The organism is Clostridium lundense DSM 17049 (genome assembly GCF_000619945.1).
Classification (GTDB): domain Bacteria; phylum Bacillota; class Clostridia; order Clostridiales; family Clostridiaceae; genus Clostridium_AO; species Clostridium_AO lundense.
Genome location: NZ_JHVC01000027.1, coordinates 20,740 through 42,485, shown reverse-complemented (window position 1 = coordinate 42,485; position 21,746 = coordinate 20,740). Strand labels below are relative to the sequence as shown.

The following is a 21,746-nucleotide window of genomic DNA, read 5'->3' as shown; positions in this document are numbered from 1 at the left end:
TAATGCACCGCGGGCCCATCTCAAAGCGGATTACTCCTTTGGTTAAGTCTTTATGCAAAAACTTAACATTATGCGGTATTAATCCTCCTTTCGGAGGGCTATCCCCCACTTTGAGGCAGGTTGCCCACGTGTTACTCACCCGTCCGCCGCTAATCCATTTCCGTAGGGATTTCATCGCTCGACTTGCATGTGTTAGGCACGCCGCCAGCGTTCGTCCTGAGCCAGGATCAAACTCTCAATTTAAAAGTTTAATCAAAAATTGTTATAAACTTCGTATTGCTTCGTCATGTTGGCTTACTTCGCTACTCATTTAGATTACTAAATTCCGTTCCTCGCCGCGCCACATTCCTCGCACTATTTGTTCCTACCAATTTTTATTCTTCTAGCTCATCGCTATTTTAAACAGTTTCCTGTTTGAATTGACTGGTTTCTCTTCTCTGTTTAATTTTCAAAGACCATCGCTGCACTAGACAGCTTATTTATAATATCATCTCTGTTTCCCTTTGTCAACACATTTTTAAAACTTATTTTTCATCAATCAATTTGTTGATGCATGTGTTTTTCGGGAACGAGATATATAATACCACGGTACTTATACTCTATTTTTATTTATAATTACAATAAAACAAACTTATATTATAAATGCTTCATTTTACTCATCCTTTCTCATAATATCTTTTAATGATACACTAGGACAAGTATTCTAATAAAATTCACAGCATTTTCAGTAGAAGACCTTTAAATTGAATAATAAATTAGCAATTTTAATTAATATATATCAAACACATAATATCCATCTTCTTAAAACTAGCTAAATCACAGTATGATATAATTAATTAAAAATAAAAATTTAAATTGTTAGGGGATTAAGATGAAAATATTTAATAGCTTTCAACTAAAAGTACTAATGGTAATTATAATGTTCATAGATCATGTTGGTGAATTTATTCCAGGATCACCCTTATGGCTACGTTATATTGGAAGACTTGCAGCACCAGTATTTTTTTATTTATTAGTAGAAGGATTTTTTTATACAAGCAGTAAGAAAAGATATATGAAGCGGTTATTTATTGGTGGAGCTATAATGCTTGTAGGTTCATCCATATTAATGTATATCTTTAAAAGGCCAGTAAAAATCTTTAATAATATATTTCTTTCAATGGGATTTAGTATAGCACTTCTTACTGCTATTGAGTGGAAGAAAAAGAGTGTAGAAAAAACCTTACCTTCTTTTGCTATTATGGCAACCTGTATTGCCATGCTATTTACTGAAGGCAGTATATTTATGACCTTAATGGTATTAATTTTTTATCATTATAGAAATAACAAATCTAAAATGTGTATTTTTTATATTTTATTATCATTGACTATATTATCTAATCCAGCAGAAAGTATTTACAATAGTTTATTTGTAGTAAATTATCAATGGATGATGGTTTTTTCTCTTCCATTTATACTTATGTATAACGGCGAAAGAGGAAAAAAGGCAAAATATTTCTTTTATATCTTCTATCCAGTTCATATATGGATCTTATATATAGTTGGTAATTATATAACATTTAAGTAAATTAGATAAAACTACTTTTTATAATCTTAATAATAAAACTCCTTAATTATGTTATCAATTCAATACACCAAAACATATAATAATATGGTAATTAAATTTCAAGGAGCCTAAAATGCTATCAAACAGAGACTTTGTAACACAATCTTTAGAATTAAATTTATTCTTTATGAGAATAGCTAAAGAACATTCTATATTTCTAGAGGCAGGTTTTACTTCAAGAGACTATATTTTTATGGAACAATCAGAAATGCTAAAAACTATGTTTAGTAACCTGTTGGTAGAAACCATTAGAATGTCTGATGGTCTAATTAGGCCAGAAGCCCTATGTTCGGGGGAATTTATAACTGACTTAACTTTAAATGCAGAAAGAGAAACTCAATTTTATACTAATATTGCAATCGATTCAAACATAACGAAAATGGAAGCATCATTAGTTATTAGAGATCCCAAGCCAATTACTATGAATACTGTACGAATGGTAGAAGACTTAAACAACAGAGCTATAAGAGCTGCGGAGCAAATAGCCGCTTTTAAGACTAATGTTCTTCAAAATGTATTACGCTGCAGAATGTTTACAACAAACTATCCTCTACTTATAGACCATATTTTAAGAGAAGCAAAATTTTATTTAAGAATGCTAAGAAAGCTTCAAAACAGAGAAGACTTTGACATAACTAAAGAAGCTGCTTACCAAGAAACCTTCTGGAACAGAATTATGGCAGAGCACTCAAAATTTATCCGAGGTCTACTGGACCCAACTGAAGTTAAACTATTTGATACTGCAAATGACTTTGGTAAAAAATTTGATGAGCTTACAGCAGAAGCTAGAGAGCTTTCCGAAAATATTGGACTATTACCTTCAGTAACAAATAAGAGTCTTAAAACTACTGTTGGTATTCGAGACTTTAAAAAACAAGGTACTGAAGGACTTATACAGTGTAATATTAAATCAATTGCTTTCCCACTGCTTGGAGATCATGTAGTTAGAGAATCAAATCATTATATAAGAATGTTAAAAAGCTTTAAACAATGTGAAATGAAATAATATATTTAATGACTGTTTTTACATCAGGGTAAAAACAGTCATTTTTATCCGATGCCTACCCACTCTAATAATCCTGCCTTCTTCAAAGTGGAAGTAAGGGCGGCTGCGTCCCTGGATAACGATTTCTATAAAAATTACCTATTCTGAATACTATAGTATTTTAATTAGTTATTTTCTATACACTATAGCTAATTGCAACTTATCTGCTGACAACATGTACATGTCCAAATTTATCTACCCATAGGCCAACTACTCTAACTGGAAGCCCCCATGATTTTATCCTACACGTGGATACTGCTATATCCCAAAAATGCTCACAATCACTAACGGGATTGGCAGCACAATCGTAATGTCCCACCACGGCAACTACATTAGGTTATGAGCTGTTATTGAAACCATGGCTTTCTCTCTTAATCTCTCCATTTCAATCCACTTACCTTGAGATAATACCTTATCCATTCCAGGCTCTGTAATTAAGTCCACATAATCTACATGAAAATTTTCTTTCATCCACTTTATTACAGGAATTTGAGTTCTTCCGTCAATACAATTTAGAGCAGTTCCAAATCTTTTTTTCATTGCACACCTTCAATTATTATTTCACTAACAAAATATGAAAGTATTATAGAATTCGTGATTAGCCAATTCTTTTATCAACTACACATTACCCTATTGCAATTTCTATTGCCTAAAGTATAGTATCCATAGTCTCCTCTTCTTCTTTATCTAATCTAATTTCATTCCACAATTTTGCTAAAAATGTGTTATACTTACTTCTATAATATTAAAATATTATAGAAAAAGCAGGTTAATAATCTTAAAAAGATGTATTACGAAAAAGATTATACTTATTCAACATTGTCAATCAGAACACCATATAAATAATATACTAGGAGATGAAAACTATGAATATTATTATTAAAGAACTATCTGATGATTTATTTCTAGCTACTGCTAAAATGATTACAGAATTAATAAACTATCATAGAAAATTAAATAATGCTCCTAAAAAATATTGGCAGACAGATGAACAATCCAAAGAAACTCTACAGTCTTGGAGAGAAGGAGGAACTGTTTATAATATATTTTTAGATAATGAACCAGTTGGATTTTTCTATGTAAGATTTGGTGGTCAAAATGTAGCATGGTTAGAAGATATATTTATATTAGAACAATATAGGGGTAACGGTATTGGAAAATTTGCTATGCAAAAATTAGATGAATTAATGTTTAAAAAGAAAGTAGTTGCGATGGTTGTAGATGTTATACCAAGAAATACAAATGCTATAAAATTGTATAGAGAATGTGGATTTGATCACTTGAATTTAATTCAGTTAAGAAAAAATTATGATAAAAAATCAGATAAAAATGATGATATAGAGTTATTAGGATTTAACTTTAAAAAATATTAATAAAAGAAAGTCTATGTGAAAATGCTCCAATCACTTTCACATAGACTTCTTCTATATTACATACCAGCCATTCTTCTACATTCATCCGCACATGTATGGCATTCTTGTGCACATTTTTGACAATGTTCATCTTTAAACATTTCACATTCCTTTGCACAAGCATCGCAAACAGTAGCACACATTTTGCAATGGTCTTTTGCAAATCTTCCATTCATAGACATAATGCCCGCTGACATTTCACACATCTTTGCACATTCAACTAACATTTTTATACAACTTCTTCTAGCATTTAAATCAGGTTCATTAATACATGCCTCAAAACATTCGTGGCATGCTTGCGCACATCTATTACATTCATCAATACACTTTTGATATGCGTTTACAGTCATAGTTGCGACTCCCATTTAAAACACTCCTCTTTTACTTTAATTTTTAAAACAAATTTAGTATGTGAAAAACAAATTGTTTATATACAGATAGAGTTAAGTAATATAACAAATTGCTATTTTCCACAATTTTCCTAAAGGTATGTTATAATTAATTCATACTAAAAAGAGATTTAATAAGAGCCAGCCAAATAGCATATATAGAAGGAGTGGATAAATATGAAAATAAAATGGAGGGGTAAATTAAGTAAAACAAACACTTTCTCTCCAATAAAAATACCTCTAAATTCAGTACAATTGTTAGATCCCAAATATAAGTTACAATATTATATTCCTATTATTCCCATTCTTATATTTATAGTTTTATGTGTTTATTGCAAAACCGGATTTATGTGGAAATTTACACTAAATAGTGTGGGTTATATAATAGGTTTTCTACTTATAATCCCTTTTTCAATTATACATGAATTATTACATGCATCTTGTTTACCTTCCAAAGGTAAAGCAGAGATATTTTATTCTGTTTCGGGATTCTGTTTTGTTGCTACTACTCCTACTTCTAGAAAGCGTTATATCCTTATAACTTTATTTCCAGCACTAATGCTGGGAATTATACCTCTGCTTATATGGATCTTTATTCCATATAAATATGTGATGTTAAACTCTATATGGTTTACTCTTAGTTCTGGTAATTTAGCAAGTTCAGTAATTGATTTATATACCCTAGCACAAGTAATAAATCAAACACCTAAGGGTTCATCAATAATACAATCTGGCTTTGAATGTTATTATTATTAAGTGTATTTAAGTTAATAGTAAAAATCATATACTACATCTTTAAACACTAAAACTAAAAAACGAATAATTTATAGTTTTGATAAAATAACCAATGTTAGGAGAATTAATAATGAATATTTCAGCAATATTATGGGATTATGATGGAACGTTAGTGGATACAACTAGAAAAAATATGGCAGTAACAATAAAGGTTCTAAAAAACTTTATTCCAGATGTATATAATAATATGCCAGAAGCATTAATTTCTATTGAAAATTATCAAAAAGCAAACTATAGATATAGAAATTGGAAGGAATTATATAAAAATTGTTATGGATTAAATGATGAACAAATAAATGAAGCGGGGAAATTATGGAGTCCGTATCAATTAAAAGATACTACATTGCCAAATATGTTTGTAGGATTAAGTGATGTAATAGAGGAACTAGGGCATATTAAACATGGAATTTGCTCACAAAATTGTTCTAAAAATATTTATAATACTTTAAAGAACTTTGGTATTGCAAAATATTTCGGAGCAATTATAGGATATGAAGATATTCCATATGATGAACAAAAGCCTAATCCAAGTGGATTTTTAAAATGCTTAGAGAAACTTAATATATCACCAAATAAAAGTATAATAATCTATATTGGAGATCATCAAGAAGATACTATATTTGGCAAAAATGCTGCAAAGTATTATAAGTTAAATAAATACGATGTTGAAATAATATGTATTGCAGCAAGATATAGCGGTCATAGCACAGAAGATTGGAGTGTTCAGCCAGATTTTGTGGCTTATTGTACAAGTGATATTCTCAATATTATTAATAGTATACAAGGGATGTAATTATAAATTTATTTTTATATATTATATTAGGTTTATGTAAAATATTATTAAAAATAATGGGAGGAAATATGGAAAACGGCACTAACATTAAACAAATTTTAAAAGAACAATATAAAACGGCGAAAAACCTTAAAACAAGAAGTCTTCTTCATAGTTACAACACCAATAAGATAGACTGGAACAATTGGTGCTTTAGTCAAATGCAAATTCCAAATAAAGCAAAAATATTAGAACTTGGGTGCGGTACTGGAGACCTTTGGTATGAAAATAGACATTTTATAAAAAATGATTGGAATATTACTTTATCTGATTTCTCATCAGGTATGCTTGAAAATACAAGAAAAAATTTAGAACGAGTAAATTATAATTTTTCATATGAAGAAATTGATGCACAGGATATTCCGTATGAAAATGAATATTTCGATATAATCATTGCAAGACACATGCTTTATCTTGTTCCTGAAATTGAAAAAGCTTTATCAGAAATAAAAAGAGTTCTTGTTAACGGAGGCATATTTTATGTAACCACTAATTCACATGACTCTATGTCTGAGTTAAATACACTTGTAGAAAAATTTGATTCTAATATGGGTCTACATAATAATGGGATGTGTCATAGGTTTAATATGGAAGGTGGATATTTATTGCTAAAAAAATACTTTAGCCAAGTTAAAATGGATGTTCTCCAAGGAAATATAGTAGTAGATTATGCAGAACCTATTGTGACTTATAAAGCCTCTACAATAAAAGGAACTTCTGTACTTATAGGAAATAAACGACAACAATTTACAGAGTACTTAGAAGATTATATTAAAAAGAATGGTAGCATATCAATAACCACAAAAAGCTGCATATTCAAAGCTAAAAAATGACCCTTAGCTCCCCAATAATTGTCCAATGTGGAAGACAGCTTTCAAATTAGATTATGAATAAAACACTGCAAAATTCAATTAAATTTTGCGGTGTTTTTATATTCATATTAGATACTTAACTAAAGATTGTAGATCTTTCTTCACAATTTAATTGTAACATATTTATAGGTTAAAACTTTGAAAATTAAATAATACAGTGTAAATAGGAATTTTTATATAAACCATTGGTGAAACTATATATGAAATGTCATATAGTTTTTATCATAGCTCCATCACACAGGTAAATTATTATAATGCAAGGATGTTTTATATTTCAGGAGGGATACAAATGAAAGTATCATCACTTAAAAAGAAAGATTTATCAAAGGATATAATTGATAAAATGCTTTATGAAGGATTAGATGATATTGGTGAAAAAGGCGATTGTATAATGGTTCTTGGCAGTAGAAAAGCACATAAATACAGACTACCTAAAGCAGTATCAATTTACCAAGACAAACGTGCTTCTAAAATTCTGCTTTGCGGCGGTAGACTACTAGAAATTGAAAATGGTTTTCTTAGTGAAGCAGATATAATGAAAAGAACGGCTCTCCAAATGGGTATACCAGATGAAGATATTTTATTAGAAAGACTATCAATGACAACAAAAGAAAATATGATTTGTGCATTACTATTCTTAGAAAGAGCATTCAAATTAAGTAATATTAATAAGATTCTTTTAGTAACTACTAATTATCATATGAGAAGAAGCTTATTGATGGCACAAACGTATATACCAAGTTGGATAACATTTAGTCCTTGTCCAGCAGATGATATAACTACTCAAAGAGATAATTGGTATAAAAATGAACATGGATATCAAAGAGTAATAAATGAAGCATGGAAAATAATTTGCTATATAAATGAAAAAAGTATTCCAGATTTTGAAATATAATAATTTATATCTGCTGCATTTTTTCTTTAATCCACTCCTCTTTTATTTTATATAAAGTCTTTTCTAAGTTACTAAGCATACTATACTTCCATTAAGAATTAAAAAACTTAAAATAGAGTCAGTACACTGAGAATTATCCCCAGTGCACTGGCTCTTTATTTGCCACTATAAAATGCTTGCTTTTTTTATAGCTCTTATACTACTTAACATTGTAATTCATTTATACAATTCGGAGTTTGTTATTTCTATTAAACAATTGGGCATAAAGGAACTCTAACTAAAACAAGATCATCTGTTCTGTTGGTTTCAACGTCAAATACCAAAAATGCATTTTCGCCAAATACAAATGCACAAATAAGAGTTACCTCTCTTCCAGGTGCTGGAGTTGGAATTTCATCTGGACCTACTATTTGACAACGTCCAACTGATCTTATTAATTCTGCTGCTTGAGCAGGTGTTATTCTTATTACAAGCACTTCTTGTATATCTTCACCCAATACTTCTACTTCTACTTCAACAAGTAATACAAAAACGTTAGGAACTAATTCAGCGACACATGTTGCTCCAATTGTAACAGGATCCTGTTGACATCTTCTATCATTATCAGCTATATTTTTAGATTCTGGTGTAATCATTATATTCACCATCCAGTTTTATATTAGAAATAGGAAGCATGTCCCTATCTCTAATATAGAATATTCCACATTCAGAAAAATGTTACTACTTCTTATGCAAAAAATAAGATGTTTTTTATAAATTACTATGTTTAAAAGTTAATTGGACTGCATATCTAATGTACAGTATTTTATGTCCCACTTCATGTAAAAAATTATATTTTTACTATTTTGTTAAATGATCCACTAAATCCAATGTCAAAAATGACTGGTAATTATTATGGGGATGGCATAGCACCAGTTGGCATGCCTTATTGTGCAAAATATACCTGTGGATATCATCTAATCAAGCATTATCTTAAAAAGACTAGCAAAACACTTCATAAGAAAACAAAGTGCAACTTAAGTTGCACTTTGTTTTCTTCTAAGCTTTCTTTTTATTGTCTATCTTTTAGTATAAAATTCATACACTAGTGGTCAATGATATGCTTTTACTCTTTACATTATATCAAAAAAACACACTTGATCACTTTCTGGAAGACCTTTTAAGCAGCCAAATTTTTTAAGTAAATCTATAGCAGCATTACCAATCTTAGCTCGTTTCCTTAAATCCTCTATAGAACTTAATGGCTTTCCTTCATGTGTTGCATTAAATATACCTTCTGCAGCCACGTTTCCCATACCAGCTATACTGTTTAGAGGTGGTCTTAAGCCATCCTCCTCTACTAGAAATTTGGTAGCATGGGATTTATATAAATCAATGGACAGGAATTTAACACCCCTCTCGTACATTTCTAAAACTATTTCTAAGTCATCGTACATATCCTTATCCTTAGGAGCAGCTTGATTGCCCATGATTTCAATTTCCTTCATCTTTTCTTTAACCTTTTCTTTTCCAAATATCATAAATTCACTGTCGAAGGCTTTTGCTCTAATAGTAAAGTATGCTGCATAATAAGCTTTAGGTATGTGAACCTTAAACCAAGCTATTCTAAAAGCCATCATTACGTAAGCTGCAGCATGTGCTTTAGGGAACATGTATTTTATCTTTTTACAGGAATCTATATACCATTCTGGCACCTTATGCTTCCTCATTAAAGCCTCATATTCTGCCCATTTTTCAGGATCCTTTAGTGCCTTTCCTTTACGCACCAGCTCCATTATCTTAAAGGCAGTATTTGGTGGCAGCCCTTTTTTTATAAGATAGATCATGATATCATCTCTGGTACATACTGCTTCACCTAATGTAACTACTCCGGAATCAACTAAGTCCTTCGCATTTCCCACCCATACATCAGTACCGTGAGAAAGTCCAGAAATACATATTAAATCGAAAAATTTTTTTGGCATAGTATCTAAAAGCATTCCCCTTACGAACTTAGTACCAAATTCAGGGATACCAAAAGTCCCCACCTTGGAATTTATCTGTTCTGGTGATACACCTAAAGCTTCCGTAGATGAGAATATAGACATAGTCTCCTTATCATCCATAGGTATAGTTTGTGGATCTACTCCAGTTATATCCTGCAACATTCTTATGACTGTAGGATCATCGTGGCCTAGTATATCCAGCTTCAATAAATTCTGGTCAATAGAGTGATAATCAAAATGTGTTGTTATAATATCTGAATCCGGGTCATCTGCTGGATGTTGTACAGGACAAAATTCAAAGATTTCACGTCCCTTAGGCACTACTATTATTCCTCCAGGGTGCTGCCCTGTAGTTCTTTTTATACCTGTGCAACCTGCTGAAATTCTAGTAATTTCCGCTTTATTAACTGGAATATTTCTTTCATCATAATACTTTTTCACGTAACCAAATGCTGTTTTTTCTGCTATAGTACCTATAGTTCCAGCTTTAAAGGTTGTGCCCTTTCCGAAGATAACCTCTGTATATCTATGAGCCTTTGCCTGATATTCACCTGAGAAATTTAAATCTATATCCGGCTCTTTATCTCCATTGAAACCCAAGAAGGTTTCAAATGGTATGTCTATTCCATCCTTAGCTAGATTTTCTCCACAAACAGGACAAGCTTTATCTGGTAAATCAAAGCCATTTTTAATGCCATAATCCGTAAAATCGGAATATTTACAGCTAGGGCATCTGTAATGAGGCGGTAGTGCATTTACTTCCGTTATACCCGTCATATATGCTACAACCGAAGAACCAACAGAACCTCTAGACCCTACCAGATATCCATCTTCATTGGATTTCCATACCAACTTTTGAGCAATAATGTACATTACAGAGAAACCATTTTTTATAATGGAATCCAGCTCCTTATCCAATCTAGCCTGAACAATTTCCGGCAATGGGTCTCCATATAGTTCATGCGCCTTTCCATACGCTATATCCTTAATAGTTTGCTCACAACCATCTATGTGCGGTGTGGCTTTTTCTGGGGAAATAGGACTAATGGGCTCACACATATCTGCTATCTTATTGGTATTTGTGACTACTACCTCATAAGCTTTTTCTTCTCCTAAATAGGAAAATTCATTAAGCATCTCCTCTGTGGTTCTTAAATATAATGGAGCCTGGCTATCTGCATCCTTAAATCCCTGTCCTGCCTCCAATATACGCCTATATATCTCATCCTCAGGATCCATGAAATGAACATCTCCTGTAGCCACTACAAGTTTATTTAACTTTTCTCCTAAAGCTACAATTTTTCTATTGATTTCCTTTAGGTATTCTCTATTTGGTACCTGTTCTTGCCTTACTAAATAATCATTATTTCCCAAAGGCTGGATTTCCAAATAATCATATTCTGCTGCAATGGCTTCAATTTCTTCATCGGACTTTCCTAAAAGTATTGATTGATACAATTCTCCTTCACTACAGGCACTACCAAGAATTAAGCCCTCAGAATATTTTTTAAACATACTCTTTAATATACGAGGTTTTTTATAGAAATAGTCTAAATGAGAATAGGATACAAGTTTATATAAATTTTTTAAACCCACATAATCCTTTGCAAATATTATGGCATGATAGGTTTTAAGCTTTTTATATTGCTCCTTCTTAGACTGCTCATCAACACTGTATACATCTATATCCTGAAGAGTTTGTGCTCCTCTTTCCTTTAGTTTTTCAAGCATTACATTAAATACCTTAACAGTAGTATCAACATCATCTAAAGCTCTGTGAGCAACCTCCACCTTTATACCAAGATTTTTAGCAATTCTCCCTAATTTATAAGTTTTAAAATCAGGAAAAAGCCCTTGTGCTAAGGTCAATGTATCTATATATGTAAAATCAAAATCATAGCCTAATATCCTTGCATTATGCTTTAAGAATCCAACATCGAATGGGGCATTATGAGCAACCAAAACACTATCCTTAATAAACTCCAGCATTTTAGGAAATACCTGTTCTATAGTTTCTGCATCTCTTACCATATCATCAGTTATATTAGTAACCTCTACAACCCTTGATGGAATAGGTTTTTCAGGGTTTACAAAACAACTGAACTGATCTATTACTTTTCCATCTTTAAGTTTCATTATTCCTATTTCAGTAATTTTTTCTGTTACTGGTGAAAATCCTGTGGTTTCCAAATCAAGCACACAATAAGTAGTATCAATGCTCTGTCCCTTTGGATTTGTTATAGAAGGCTTTTTATCTGGTGCCAAATAAGCCTCTACTCCGTATATAACCTTCATGTCAGGATTATCTCTTCCTAAAAGCTTATGTGCCTCTGGAAAAGCCTGCACCACTCCATGATCCGTTAAGGCAATGGATTTCATTCCCCAACTCATGGCCCTTTTAATCAAATCAGTAGCACTGGTCATAGCATCCATCTGACTCATTTGTGTATGCATATGAAGCTCTACCCTCTTTACCTCTGCATTATCCTGTCTCTTAACTTTCTTTAATCCTTCCGTTTCTACTATAGTATTAGCAATAATCTCAATTTCATCGGTAAACTTGCTATAACCTGCATTTCCCACAAGCTTAACACCTGCAGCCTTTTTAAGTTTTGATACTACCTCAATTTCTTCGCCAGGCTTACAGAAAGCCTTACAAGTCATAGAACTTGAACCGTCGTATAAATCAAAAGAAACTAATGTTTTTCCGCTTCTTAATTCCTTTTCTTCTATATTAGATATTTCACCCTCTATAGCAACCCTTCCCTCATCTGGTGTAATGTCAGTGATTTTTATTATAGATTCTCTAATTTTAGTGCTTCTGCCTAATATCAAGAATGGATTGCCTTTCTTCCCGTCGCTTTCTCCCTTTATATCCTGTCCTTTTTCTCCAGCTTCCTTATTCAATTTAGGGGTATTATTGCTTAAGGCGCTCTTGACTTCCTTTGTAATAATCAGCATTTCACTTGCACGTTTATCCTCTTGCATCTTCTTTAATTCTTCGCTGCTTATTTTATCAACAAAATCTATTTTATAGTCTGTACCATAAAGATTTTTTATGATGTTATGGATTTTTTTATCATAGTCCATAGATTTTAAAAAACCTGATACTGGAACTTTAAAATTGAAATTTATAGTATTGTTAATTACTTCAAATTCGCTATTATTTAGCACTGCTTTTAAGGCAGGATATTTCCCTGCCACTAAGAGTATAATATTTTTCAGTTCCTCTTCTATCGGCTTCTTATCTGTCCCATCAGCATACTTTACAGCAATTTTAGAATCTTCTAATGCAAACCTTTTTCTAATAAACTTATTAAGGCGTTCAAGTTCTTTTATTTCAATATATTTATCTGAGCTGATTTTCATCTTTACAGTTTTAGTTTTTTTACTTAATACTACTGATTCCACAACAGCAGTGTTTATGTTTCCCCCTGCTTCATAATCACTAAAAATTTCATTTATTCTTTTCATCTGCTCTTTAACCTTCTCTCAAAAATTTTTAGTATGTTACTATTATATAAGATAGCCCTATGATTTACCATATAAAAAAAGTGGCATATACTTTTTTAAATACAAATTACAGCATACAGGGTACAGATACGGAGAAAATTTCTTATTAGCTTTCTAATGTCTACTCTCAATTCTCAACTAAATAAAAGCCTCTTATCTTCTAATTCTATATACTCTTTGCAATCTTTTAGTTTAACCAAAGATATTAGTATTAAAATAACACTATTGTCCTTGCTATCATCTATATACTACTTAACCAATTTTCTAAATAGATTAATGTTTAGCATAATAATAAAAATGCCATATTGCCATATTTTACCGAATGCTATGTTATAATTAATTCATAATAGTAAAATAATGAGTCTTAACTTGTAAGAGGGGGTGGAGTGTATATGTTTCAAGTAAGTCTTACTGGTTTTTATATAATTGCATCTATTATTTGCATAATGATATTTTCGGGTATAGTATTATCTTTCCTCAAGTTTAGACATAATATAAATGGAAAGAAGATAATGCTTTTGGGTCTTTGCTTAATAATATTAGGATTTGAATTTTTGAATTTACCTGGTTTTAAACTTGAATACTCATCGCTTAATTATTTAATATTATTTTTGGGTATCATCTTAATCTTTGTTGGATTCTGTTTTAAAGATTAATTCTTGACATTACCTTCTTATTTACGAACTATAGATTTACATAATCTAAATTAATGGAGATGTTAATATGTCGATAGTATTATCACTTCAAGGTTGTATGGCTGTTGGTAAAACCACTGCTGCAAATTACATAAGAAATAATGCACCCTATATAAATACTAGTTTTGAGATTAATGTAGATATTATTGAACAAATTAAATCAAGACATTTGATTTGCATGTTTATAATTTATTTGCCTTTTCTATTTACTAAAGAATATGGAAAAATAGAAGTGAAAGTTTCTAACTATATTTCTTAGCTATTTGCTTTTAGTTGCTTTGATAAAATAGAACTCTTGAACACTATCCTTGGTAAATTAGTAATAAAGATAATTCAGCATTTTAGAATAGTGTAAAGCAATTGCTAGCAAATATACAATGTTTAATTAAGGAGGGCTAAAATGGGGATATTAATGGATGATATTATAGTAAGAGGTACAGTATTTTTCATAATACTTTATTTTGTTACTCGAGTGGCAGTAGAGGATGGAACAATAAATGCATTAAAGAAATATGACAATATGAAGAACCATCAAAATAAAAACGAGAATGAAGATTCATAGGTCTGTTAAAAAGTATCACAATCTTCTTATTACATAACTATTATTTAAACTTCATTATATAATTGCCAATAAGTAATATGAAATGGTAAAATGTTAGAATATAACCTAATTAATAAAAAACATTTAAACAAACTTTATTTATTTGTATTGGAGGACTATTTATGGAAAAAAATATTCAATGTCCAATATGTGGAAGCGTGGAAATTGGACAAGGAAAATTATCTGGATATGCTAATATGATGCCTATTAATAAGATTATGTCTACTGGTTCACAAATTATTGCAGACATTTGTACAGACTGTGGTTATATTTTATCCATGAAAGTTAAAACTCCGGAAAAATTTAAATAAAATGAATTTAGGGTGAGTATATGAATATTATAATGATAATTACAATTATAATTTCTTTTTTATGTGGTTCAATTCCAACAGGATATTTGATCACCAAAAAATTCCGTGGAATTGATATAAGAACTAAAGGTAGTGGGAATATAGGTTCAACGAATGTAAAAAGAATTGTAGGAACTAAATTGTCTATCATTACTCAAATATTAGATGTTTTAAAGGGTATAGTTCCTGTAACCTTAGGAATATATTTGACTAACACTATGAACTTACCAGTATCAGCGGATATATATCTTTCTATTATTGCAATAGCAACAGTTTTGGGACATGATTATTCTCCCTTTCTTGCCTTTAAAGGTGGTAAAGGTGTAAATACAACGCTTGGTGCCTTTATTTTGATTGCACCAATTCCAACATTAACTGGAATTGCAGTGCATTTTATATTACGTTTGTTTACTAATATAGTATCTATTAGGTCAATTGCACTAGGCGTAACAATACCTGTTATGTGTATTGTTATGAAATCACCTACTTCAACAATAATTACTACTACAATAGCTTGTATCTTAATGACATTTAAGCATAAAGATAATTTAATAAGGATTGTACATAATGAGGAAAAATAATTTTTGAAAGAACCCAAATTCTAGGAATGAGTGGAAACTATTGTGATTTTAAATTTATAAATAATGTTTCCTATTTTCATTGCTGCTATTGTAATATTATATTTGTCATTTAAAAAAATTCCAAAATAAATACATTCCTTAATTAGCAGTCTTAAAGATTTTTAAGGAAGTGAATAAGTTATGAAAATATCAATAATCCATGGAAGTCAAAGAAATGGTAATACAGAAAAAACTATTGAAATAGTTAAAGAAAAATTAAATTCACTTGATGATAATGATTTTTTTGATTTCTATTTACCTAAGGATTTACCAATGTTTTGTTGTGGCTGTTTTAAATGTATGGATAAAGGAAATTATGGTGGTGAGCATTGTCCTCACTCTAAATATACTCATCCTATCTTAGAAGCAATGAAACTTTCTGATGGCATTATTGTAACTTCACCTGTTTATTCTATGGCTGAAAGCGGACAAGTTAAAGCCTTTCTTGATCATTTTGCATGTATTTTTATGTGTCACAAACCATTACAAGAAATGTTTTCTAAAACTGCTTTTATAATATCTACAACAGCTGGAGCAGGTATAAAATATACACTAAAACCAATAGAAAGAAGTTTAAGATAGTGGGGAATTCCAAAGGTATATAAGTATGGTTTAACCCTTCGGGCTCAAAATTGGAGCGACATGCCCCTAAAAAAGAAACTAAAATATGAGAAATGCTTGCAACAAAAAACACATGATTTTTATAATTCCATGAGAAATAAAAAAACATATATTCCACTAAAAACAAAAATAATGTTCAATATATTTAAAAGGTTTATACTAAGCTATCCAGACGGCAATGGAGACAAAGAATATTGGAGAAATAAAGGATGGCTAGAAGGAAAAAAACCTTGGTAAAATTTCAGTATAAAAACTAGCTTATCATAAATATAATAAGCTAGTTTTATCTCATTATTTCATATATATTTATTTTGATAATTTACTTAAAAGCTCTGCATAATCAATATACCAGTCTTTAACGTTACCAAATATACCTATTATATCCATATGATCCGTATTTATAATTCTAGGCATTACATTCCATTGTCCTATTTTAGCTCCACCATTATATTGCTCAATAATATCATTAGAACCTAATTTAGGTCCATTTTGACTAATACAATTTACAACACCATCATTTGGAAACCACTTCTTATCAATTACAGGAAGATCTTTTTCATTACGTGTATATCTGCCCATTTTGTTAGCTGTTACATAAAATAGAGGATTCATTGGCCCAATCTGAGCTAAGGAATGACCTGTAAGTATAGATTCTGTGGTTGCTTGTGTTGTCCAAGAAAAATAATACACATCTGGCTGAGCTTTTACCCATGTATTAAGTTCTTGTGCACCTTTTGTGGATAAATCATAAGTCGATATATCCTTTGTACTATTCCAAATATTACTTTCTAAAACTCTTCCAATATAATCACGTTGAGATTCACCTTGCTGCTTTTTCAATCCCCATTGATCTAATTTAAAGTCATATATTGAACTGAATAAATCGTTTTTACCAGTTATTGTTCCTAATATACCGAATGCAGAAGTTATTAAATCTTTTGCGGGCATTACATCTGATAAGGTTGTACCATCATTAGGTGTAGATATAGTAGTAACACTATGAATCCAATGCTTTCCTCCCTCAAATAATGGTGAAATATTTTCTTGTCCACAATTTATTTCCGCTTTACTTCCTTCACTTAGTAGCTGTGTAAGTGTACGTATAGTTTGTCCACCCATACTATGACCTATTAAATGTATTTTATTTTCATTGCTTATATTTTTATATAGACCCGGATATGTCCTTCCATATCTATTATGTCCAAATTTTTTTGCATGGGTTTCCCCATAATCTACTGTTCCACCTACTATGTAAGCGTAAAGTTCACAAGCCCTATCCCAATTACTAGATACTGGTCCTACTGTTGCTGTATAAGTCTCATGCCCTAAAGCATTTAACTTTTCTTGAACATCAACTATTCCACCCCAATATTTATATCCTAATAATTCATCTCTTCCAAACCCCATAAAACCATGAACTAAAATAATTGGATAGTTGTTTCCCTGTGTAATATTGTTAGTATTAATTTCTGGAAACTTTAATGGAGCCATTTTATCTATATCTTCTTCTTGCTTAACTTCTTCTTCTCCCAAGTCTATTGAATTGTTTATCTCTTCTAATGCAGGTAATTTTATTGTGCCTTTTGTATCCTTTACTTCTTCTGTAACAGTATTTCCTTCCACACCTTGTGCCTTTGGTTCAACTGCTCTTACATTCATTGAGAAATTTGTTAGTGTCATAGAAAATGCTAATAAAATAATACTTGCTATTTTTGTTAATCTTTTTTTCATTATACATCCCCCCCTAATTCGATTTTTAAATAAATATTATGAGTGAATAGATCAGTTTTTCTCTTAACCTCCTTCCATTTTATGTAATTGCCATTTATATACAATTGTATATTTATTTTTATTATTTTTCAATACTAATTTAATTTTTAATTTATTAATTGGAAAAATACATAGAAGTAAAAACTACTACAATGTATCTATTTTATTAATATACTCTTTATAATTCATGTATTTAGTTCCCATAGAATAAACTAATAATGAATAAATTTTATTATTAGAGGTTTTTTTCATGGGATATTATGTTAAGGTAGAATCAAATGTAAAAATTTACGTAGAAGATCTTAATCAAGAAGGTAAAAAAACAATCGTATTTTTACATGGCTGGCCTGGAAGCCATGAGCTGTTTGAATATCAATTTAATCAGCTTCCTAAAATGGGATATCGATGTATTGGTATAGATCAAAGAGGATTTGGCAAGTCAGATAGACCTTTCACAGGATATAACTATGATCGATTATCAGATGATGTTCGCTGTGTGGTTGAAGCACTCAAATTAAAAAATTTCACACTAGCAGGACACTCTACAGGAGGAGCAATTGCTATTAGATATATGGCAAGGCACAATGGATATGGTGTCTCTAAACTTGCCCTTTTTGCAGCAGCTGCCCCTAGCCTTATTAAGCGTTCATATTTTCCATATGGTTTAAAAAAAGAAGCTGTAATTCAAATTATTCATGACACATATAACGATCGTCCTAAAATGTTGCAAGGGTTTGGAGACATGTTTTTCTTCCAACATATATCAGAACCTTTTTCAGATTGGTTCTTCCAATTGGGATTACAGGCAGCCAATTGGGCTACAGCAGCAGTTGCAAACTCTTGGTTACATGAAGAACGTTTATTTTCTGATATGAAGAAGATAGACGTTCCAACTTTAATTCTTCATGGTATCCATGATAAAGTTTGTCTATTTCCATTAGCTGAAGCACAAAAACAAGGCATTAAAAATTCAAAACTTATACCATTTAAATATAGTGGTCATGGATTATTCTATGATGAACGTGAAAAATTTAATAAAGAATTGACACAATTTATTGAGGAATAAACATAGTTTCTGCTCTAATATAACTTTTGATTTTCGACTCATAAAAAATATGCTCCCCTTGAAATAGACAGTTTTATTATTTTAACTGTCTACCACAAGGGGAGCATATCAACCTAACACTCCTTTTCTTTATATTCATTACGTATTATCTTATCTCATTGAAATAAAAACATTAATAATTAAATTCTTTAGTTTTAAAAAGATTTTTTCCTATAAAGTATGTTACCAATAAATAAATACATGCTACTACATTTGCCATAATTAAAGGTTGAAAACTTATATTTTCTGCTCTAACCTTGTCCATAAGTCCTAATACCCCAATAGGTGAAAAATTGCTAGTAACTGTTAGCCTATCTGAAACAGTTAAAAATATAGAAATAACAATTCCTAAACTCATACTAATGGTTTTATTCTTTATATACATAGACATTATTCCTATAATTAATCCAAAAGAAGCAATAGGAATAACTGCAGATAAATAAATCATTATAACTCTTCCTAGCCCATTAAAACTAACTTTAAACACAAAAGAACTGATAATAAATCCTAAAACTATATTAATAAACACAATTAAAAATGAATATACAATAAGGCTTAGTACTTTAGCTTTAAAGATATTAACTTTACTTTTCTTTAGTCTTGCAAAATATTTCATATTTCCGCTAAAAAGATCTTCTCCAAAAATTTCTACTGAAAATGCTACCATAAAAAACGCAAAGTATGGAACCACTGTTCTAAAAACAAATTCTATACTAAACTGTTTTAAAAATATAACACTATCCATATTTAAAATATTCATCTTAATTTGATCAGGGTACTTTAAAGTGTGTGGTGCTTTGTTTATTATATTTCCTTTATCTAAATATATCATATAGCATATAGCTGCAACCATAAATGTGACAAATGCTAATAGTATATAAATCTTTTTTGAATGTATCATTTTTATAATTTCGTTTTTTAAAAATTTAATTGTCATTGTATCAACTCCTTTTTACTAAACACTTTTATATTAATAAACATAAGAACTGCTATATATACTAAAAACAAAACAATAGATAAATTATTAATTCTATTTTTTAATAAGCAACTCCATAAAAATCTTCTAGGAGTTATATCTCCAATAGTTTTTGGAATAAAATCTGACATTATTACTAAAAGAAATACTAATAGCGATACAATTGCACTATTTTTAGAAAGTATAGAAATTAAAACATATATAAGTATAACTGGTATTAGTGCAATCAAAAACATTATCATAATTTTCATTGCTGAAAATGCCTGATATTTTAATGTATTAATTTCCCCTGGATTTTCAATAATATAAACCATAGTTAAAATAACAAAAGTAAATATAATCAATATACTTGTTATGATAATAGATGAAAGTATTTTATAAAAAAGTATCTTTTCTCTTCTTTTATAAATAACAAAGAATTTCATACAACCACATTCATAGTCATAAGTAAAAATCTCCGAAACTATTGGGGCTAAAATTATTGGAATTACAAATACTAAACTCTTCACATTATCATATAAAAAATTATGAAAAGTTGCTATTTCACATGGTTTATCCACAAATATAACATCATTTATTAAAATAAATGTAAATATAATTCCTCCATATATCCATATTTTTAAAGAAGTAAAAAATTTAATCAACTCATTTTTTATCATATTAAAGTCCTATCTCTTTCATAAAATAGTCTTCTAGTGAATTACTTTTTTTAGACATATCCGTAATTTCAATATTGTTATCCGCTATCAATTTATTGATTAATTTAAAATCTCCCCTATTGATTTGAACAGAAACCCCCTGTTCTATATCCCTCATATTTAAAGTTACATTACTTAATATGTTCTTTAATTTATTTTTTTCCTCTGTTATTATCACATACTCTTCCTTATTGCTATTTAATAGATTATCCATTGAATCTTCAACAACTATTTTACCTTTATTTATCATAGCTACCCTATTACATAAATTCTGAACTTCATTTAAAATATGAGAACAGTATATAAAAGTTGTATTGTTGTCTTTAGCTAACTCCTTTATTAAATCTCTCATGTCCTTTACCCCTTCTGGGTCTAATCCATTAGTAGGTTCGTCCAATATAGCAATTTTAGGTTTTGTCAAAAATGCTCTTGCCACCGCTAATCTCTGTTTCATTCCCATAGAATAGTTGCTTACTTTTTTATCTTTATCAGTTGTCAATCTTACCAACTCTAATACTTCATTTACTCTTCTTTTACTTAAATCTAAAACATTTGCATATAGCATTAGGTTGTTATATCCAGATAAATTAGGATAAAAACTAGGATAGTCTATCATTGCACCAATGTTTGAAGGATTATTTTCTCTATCATTTAAAATATTTCTTCCTTCTATATATACTTCACCTTTTGATGGTTTTAATAATCCTAATATTGTTTTAATTGTAGTAGTTTTTCCTGCTCCATTAGGTCCTATAAATCCATATATATCACCTTTGAATACCTTCATATTAATATTATTTAAAATAACTTTATCTTTATATTTTTTACTTAAATTCTTTACTTCCAAAATTGCTTCCATTATTGGTTCCCCCTTCTTTCCATTTACTGATTACATATTAACAAAATTATTACCAAGTTCCCTCTAATGATTCCAAAGCTATACCTATATGGTCATAAGAAGTAACC

The 21,746-nt window shown here is 30.1% G+C and carries 25 protein-coding genes and 1 rRNA gene; 16 read left to right on the top strand and 10 right to left on the bottom strand.

Features of this window, described 5'->3' with window-relative positions; genetic code table 11:
* Nucleotides 1-243: ribosomal RNA gene (locus T514_RS0120265) — 16S ribosomal RNA — on the bottom strand; the annotation flags it as partial.
* A 628-nt stretch (nucleotides 244-871) separates the two neighbouring features.
* Here T514_RS0120265 and T514_RS0120260 point away from each other — a divergent pair.
* Nucleotides 872-1,567, top strand: a complete 696-nt coding sequence (locus tag T514_RS0120260; RefSeq protein ID WP_027626393.1) for a TraX family protein — start codon at nucleotides 872-874, stop codon at nucleotides 1,565-1,567.
* Nucleotides 1,568-1,679: 112 nt separating this feature from the next.
* On the top strand, nucleotides 1,680-2,612 hold the full coding sequence (locus T514_RS0120255; RefSeq protein ID WP_027626392.1) for a DUF2935 domain-containing protein: 933 nt from the start codon (nucleotides 1,680-1,682) through the stop codon (nucleotides 2,610-2,612).
* Nucleotides 2,613-2,811: 199 nt separating this feature from the next.
* On the opposite strand, the gene T514_RS27460 is transcribed toward T514_RS0120255, so the two are convergent.
* Together T514_RS27460 and T514_RS27455 are read right to left on the bottom strand one after the other, a co-directional pair.
* Complete coding sequence (locus T514_RS27460) at nucleotides 2,812-2,970, bottom strand: carbonic anhydrase (protein WP_242850644.1); 159 nt, start codon at nucleotides 2,968-2,970, stop codon at nucleotides 2,812-2,814.
* A gap of 8 nt (nucleotides 2,971-2,978) precedes the next feature.
* Complete coding sequence (locus T514_RS27455; RefSeq protein WP_242850643.1) at nucleotides 2,979-3,191, bottom strand: carbonic anhydrase; 213 nt, start codon at nucleotides 3,189-3,191, stop codon at nucleotides 2,979-2,981.
* A gap of 326 nt (nucleotides 3,192-3,517) precedes the next feature.
* Between T514_RS27455 and T514_RS0120245 the strand changes: the two genes are divergently transcribed.
* Nucleotides 3,518-4,024, top strand: a complete 507-nt coding sequence (locus T514_RS0120245; RefSeq protein ID WP_027626391.1) for a GNAT family N-acetyltransferase — start codon at nucleotides 3,518-3,520, stop codon at nucleotides 4,022-4,024.
* Between the two features lie 56 nt (nucleotides 4,025-4,080).
* On the opposite strand, the gene T514_RS0120240 is transcribed toward T514_RS0120245, so the two are convergent.
* Nucleotides 4,081-4,428 carry a four-helix bundle copper-binding protein gene (locus T514_RS0120240; protein WP_027626390.1) on the bottom strand — a complete coding sequence of 116 codons (348 nt, stop codon included), beginning with the start codon at nucleotides 4,426-4,428 and terminating at the stop codon, nucleotides 4,081-4,083.
* A gap of 201 nt (nucleotides 4,429-4,629) precedes the next feature.
* Here T514_RS0120240 and T514_RS0120235 point away from each other — a divergent pair, with 201 nt between their 5' ends.
* From T514_RS0120235 to T514_RS0120220, 4 genes are all read left to right on the top strand, one after another.
* Nucleotides 4,630-5,208 (top strand): DUF3267 domain-containing protein, encoded by a 579-nt coding sequence (locus T514_RS0120235; protein WP_027626389.1) that lies wholly within the window; start codon nucleotides 4,630-4,632, stop codon nucleotides 5,206-5,208.
* A gap of 109 nt (nucleotides 5,209-5,317) precedes the next feature.
* Nucleotides 5,318-6,040: an HAD family hydrolase gene (locus T514_RS0120230; RefSeq protein WP_027626388.1), complete on the top strand. Its 723-nt coding sequence runs from the start codon at nucleotides 5,318-5,320 to the stop codon at nucleotides 6,038-6,040.
* Between the two features lie 68 nt (nucleotides 6,041-6,108).
* Nucleotides 6,109-6,912 (top strand): class I SAM-dependent methyltransferase, encoded by an 804-nt coding sequence (locus T514_RS25180; RefSeq protein ID WP_051542208.1) that lies wholly within the window; start codon nucleotides 6,109-6,111, stop codon nucleotides 6,910-6,912.
* A 328-nt stretch (nucleotides 6,913-7,240) separates the two neighbouring features.
* Nucleotides 7,241-7,846: a YdcF family protein gene (locus tag T514_RS0120220; protein ID WP_034869788.1), complete on the top strand. Its 606-nt coding sequence runs from the start codon at nucleotides 7,241-7,243 to the stop codon at nucleotides 7,844-7,846.
* 248 nt (nucleotides 7,847-8,094) lie between these two features.
* On the opposite strand, the gene T514_RS0120215 is transcribed toward T514_RS0120220, so the two are convergent.
* Nucleotides 8,095-8,493, bottom strand: coding sequence for a spore coat protein (locus T514_RS0120215; RefSeq protein WP_242850642.1), 399 nt, complete (start codon nucleotides 8,491-8,493; stop codon nucleotides 8,095-8,097).
* Nucleotides 8,494-8,715: 222 nt separating this feature from the next.
* Between T514_RS0120215 and T514_RS26335 the strand changes: the two genes are divergently transcribed.
* Nucleotides 8,716-8,934, top strand: coding sequence for a DUF2268 domain-containing putative Zn-dependent protease (locus T514_RS26335; RefSeq protein WP_341350173.1), 219 nt, complete (start codon nucleotides 8,716-8,718; stop codon nucleotides 8,932-8,934).
* Between the two features lie 24 nt (nucleotides 8,935-8,958).
* Here the strand turns inward: T514_RS26335 and polC are convergent, their stop codons facing one another.
* Entirely contained in the window at nucleotides 8,959-13,305 is a 4,347-nt protein-coding gene (gene polC, locus T514_RS0120210; RefSeq protein ID WP_027626385.1) for a DNA polymerase III subunit alpha, read from the bottom strand.
* A 431-nt stretch (nucleotides 13,306-13,736) separates the two neighbouring features.
* Between polC and T514_RS0120205 the strand changes: the two genes are divergently transcribed.
* From T514_RS0120205 to T514_RS27445, 7 genes are all read left to right on the top strand, one after another.
* Nucleotides 13,737-14,000, top strand: a complete 264-nt coding sequence (locus T514_RS0120205; protein ID WP_027626384.1) for a hypothetical protein — start codon at nucleotides 13,737-13,739, stop codon at nucleotides 13,998-14,000.
* A 67-nt stretch (nucleotides 14,001-14,067) separates the two neighbouring features.
* Nucleotides 14,068-14,298, top strand: coding sequence for a hypothetical protein (locus tag T514_RS0120200; protein WP_027626383.1), 231 nt, complete (start codon nucleotides 14,068-14,070; stop codon nucleotides 14,296-14,298).
* A 141-nt stretch (nucleotides 14,299-14,439) separates the two neighbouring features.
* On the top strand, nucleotides 14,440-14,601 hold the full coding sequence (locus tag T514_RS26810) for a hypothetical protein (RefSeq protein WP_156940035.1): 162 nt from the start codon (nucleotides 14,440-14,442) through the stop codon (nucleotides 14,599-14,601).
* Nucleotides 14,602-14,762: 161 nt separating this feature from the next.
* Nucleotides 14,763-14,951: a hypothetical protein gene (locus tag T514_RS0120190; RefSeq protein WP_027626382.1), complete on the top strand. Its 189-nt coding sequence runs from the start codon at nucleotides 14,763-14,765 to the stop codon at nucleotides 14,949-14,951.
* A gap of 20 nt (nucleotides 14,952-14,971) precedes the next feature.
* On the top strand, nucleotides 14,972-15,571 hold the full coding sequence (gene plsY, locus T514_RS0120185) for a glycerol-3-phosphate 1-O-acyltransferase PlsY (protein WP_207640956.1): 600 nt from the start codon (nucleotides 14,972-14,974) through the stop codon (nucleotides 15,569-15,571).
* 180 nt (nucleotides 15,572-15,751) lie between these two features.
* Nucleotides 15,752-16,192, top strand: coding sequence for a flavodoxin family protein (locus T514_RS27450; protein WP_242850641.1), 441 nt, complete (start codon nucleotides 15,752-15,754; stop codon nucleotides 16,190-16,192).
* 129 nt (nucleotides 16,193-16,321) lie between these two features.
* Nucleotides 16,322-16,468 (top strand): hypothetical protein, encoded by a 147-nt coding sequence (locus T514_RS27445; RefSeq protein WP_242850640.1) that lies wholly within the window; start codon nucleotides 16,322-16,324, stop codon nucleotides 16,466-16,468.
* Between the two features lie 69 nt (nucleotides 16,469-16,537).
* Here T514_RS27445 and T514_RS0120175 read toward each other — a convergent pair whose 3' ends face one another.
* Nucleotides 16,538-17,962 (bottom strand): esterase/lipase family protein, encoded by a 1,425-nt coding sequence (locus tag T514_RS0120175; RefSeq protein ID WP_027626380.1) that lies wholly within the window; start codon nucleotides 17,960-17,962, stop codon nucleotides 16,538-16,540.
* Between the two features lie 289 nt (nucleotides 17,963-18,251).
* On the opposite strand from T514_RS0120175, the gene T514_RS0120170 reads away from it, so the two are divergent.
* Nucleotides 18,252-19,067: an alpha/beta fold hydrolase gene (locus T514_RS0120170; protein ID WP_027626379.1), complete on the top strand. Its 816-nt coding sequence runs from the start codon at nucleotides 18,252-18,254 to the stop codon at nucleotides 19,065-19,067.
* A 172-nt stretch (nucleotides 19,068-19,239) separates the two neighbouring features.
* Here T514_RS0120170 and T514_RS0120165 read toward each other — a convergent pair whose 3' ends face one another.
* From T514_RS0120165 to T514_RS0120155, 3 genes are read right to left on the bottom strand one after another with little or no spacing between them, the layout of a single operon-like run.
* Entirely contained in the window at nucleotides 19,240-20,043 is an 804-nt protein-coding gene (locus T514_RS0120165) for a hypothetical protein (protein ID WP_027626378.1), read from the bottom strand.
* Nucleotides 20,040-20,741 carry a hypothetical protein gene (locus T514_RS0120160; RefSeq protein WP_027626377.1) on the bottom strand — a complete coding sequence of 234 codons (702 nt, stop codon included), beginning with the start codon at nucleotides 20,739-20,741 and terminating at the stop codon, nucleotides 20,040-20,042. Before T514_RS0120160 ends, T514_RS0120165 begins: the two co-directional genes overlap by 4 nt.
* Before the next feature lies 1 nt (nucleotide 20,742).
* Nucleotides 20,743-21,639, bottom strand: coding sequence for an ABC transporter ATP-binding protein (locus T514_RS0120155; protein WP_027626376.1), 897 nt, complete (start codon nucleotides 21,637-21,639; stop codon nucleotides 20,743-20,745).
* Nucleotides 21,640-21,746 lie beyond the last annotated feature (107 nt).

Coding starts and splice junctions, on each gene's coding strand:
- T514_RS0120260 (WP_027626393.1), top strand. CDS start 872: ATGAAAATATTTAATAGCTTTCAACTAAAAGTACTAATGGTAATTATA.
- T514_RS0120255 (WP_027626392.1), top strand. CDS start 1,680: ATGCTATCAAACAGAGACTTTGTAACACAATCTTTAGAATTAAATTTA.
- T514_RS27455 (WP_242850643.1), bottom strand. CDS start 3,191: ATGAAAAAAAGATTTGGAACTGCTCTAAATTGTATTGACGGAAGAACT.
- T514_RS0120245 (WP_027626391.1), top strand. CDS start 3,518: ATGAATATTATTATTAAAGAACTATCTGATGATTTATTTCTAGCTACT.
- T514_RS0120240 (WP_027626390.1), bottom strand. CDS start 4,428: ATGGGAGTCGCAACTATGACTGTAAACGCATATCAAAAGTGTATTGAT.
- T514_RS0120235 (WP_027626389.1), top strand. CDS start 4,630: ATGAAAATAAAATGGAGGGGTAAATTAAGTAAAACAAACACTTTCTCT.
- T514_RS0120230 (WP_027626388.1), top strand. CDS start 5,318: ATGAATATTTCAGCAATATTATGGGATTATGATGGAACGTTAGTGGAT.
- T514_RS25180 (WP_051542208.1), top strand. CDS start 6,109: ATGGAAAACGGCACTAACATTAAACAAATTTTAAAAGAACAATATAAA.
- T514_RS0120220 (WP_034869788.1), top strand. CDS start 7,241: ATGAAAGTATCATCACTTAAAAAGAAAGATTTATCAAAGGATATAATT.
- T514_RS0120215 (WP_242850642.1), bottom strand. CDS start 8,493: ATGGTGAATATAATGATTACACCAGAATCTAAAAATATAGCTGATAAT.
- T514_RS26335 (WP_341350173.1), top strand. CDS start 8,716: ATGTCAAAAATGACTGGTAATTATTATGGGGATGGCATAGCACCAGTT.
- polC (WP_027626385.1), bottom strand. CDS start 13,305: ATGAAAAGAATAAATGAAATTTTTAGTGATTATGAAGCAGGGGGAAAC.
- T514_RS0120205 (WP_027626384.1), top strand. CDS start 13,737: ATGTTTCAAGTAAGTCTTACTGGTTTTTATATAATTGCATCTATTATT.
- T514_RS0120200 (WP_027626383.1), top strand. CDS start 14,068: ATGTCGATAGTATTATCACTTCAAGGTTGTATGGCTGTTGGTAAAACC.
- T514_RS26810 (WP_156940035.1), top strand. CDS start 14,440: ATGGGGATATTAATGGATGATATTATAGTAAGAGGTACAGTATTTTTC.
- T514_RS0120190 (WP_027626382.1), top strand. CDS start 14,763: ATGGAAAAAAATATTCAATGTCCAATATGTGGAAGCGTGGAAATTGGA.
- plsY (WP_207640956.1), top strand. CDS start 14,972: ATGAATATTATAATGATAATTACAATTATAATTTCTTTTTTATGTGGT.
- T514_RS27450 (WP_242850641.1), top strand. CDS start 15,752: ATGAAAATATCAATAATCCATGGAAGTCAAAGAAATGGTAATACAGAA.
- T514_RS27445 (WP_242850640.1), top strand. CDS start 16,322: ATGAGAAATAAAAAAACATATATTCCACTAAAAACAAAAATAATGTTC.
- T514_RS0120175 (WP_027626380.1), bottom strand. CDS start 17,962: ATGAAAAAAAGATTAACAAAAATAGCAAGTATTATTTTATTAGCATTT.
- T514_RS0120170 (WP_027626379.1), top strand. CDS start 18,252: ATGGGATATTATGTTAAGGTAGAATCAAATGTAAAAATTTACGTAGAA.
- T514_RS0120165 (WP_027626378.1), bottom strand. CDS start 20,043: ATGACAATTAAATTTTTAAAAAACGAAATTATAAAAATGATACATTCA.
- T514_RS0120160 (WP_027626377.1), bottom strand. CDS start 20,741: ATGATAAAAAATGAGTTGATTAAATTTTTTACTTCTTTAAAAATATGG.
- T514_RS0120155 (WP_027626376.1), bottom strand. CDS start 21,639: ATGGAAGCAATTTTGGAAGTAAAGAATTTAAGTAAAAAATATAAAGAT.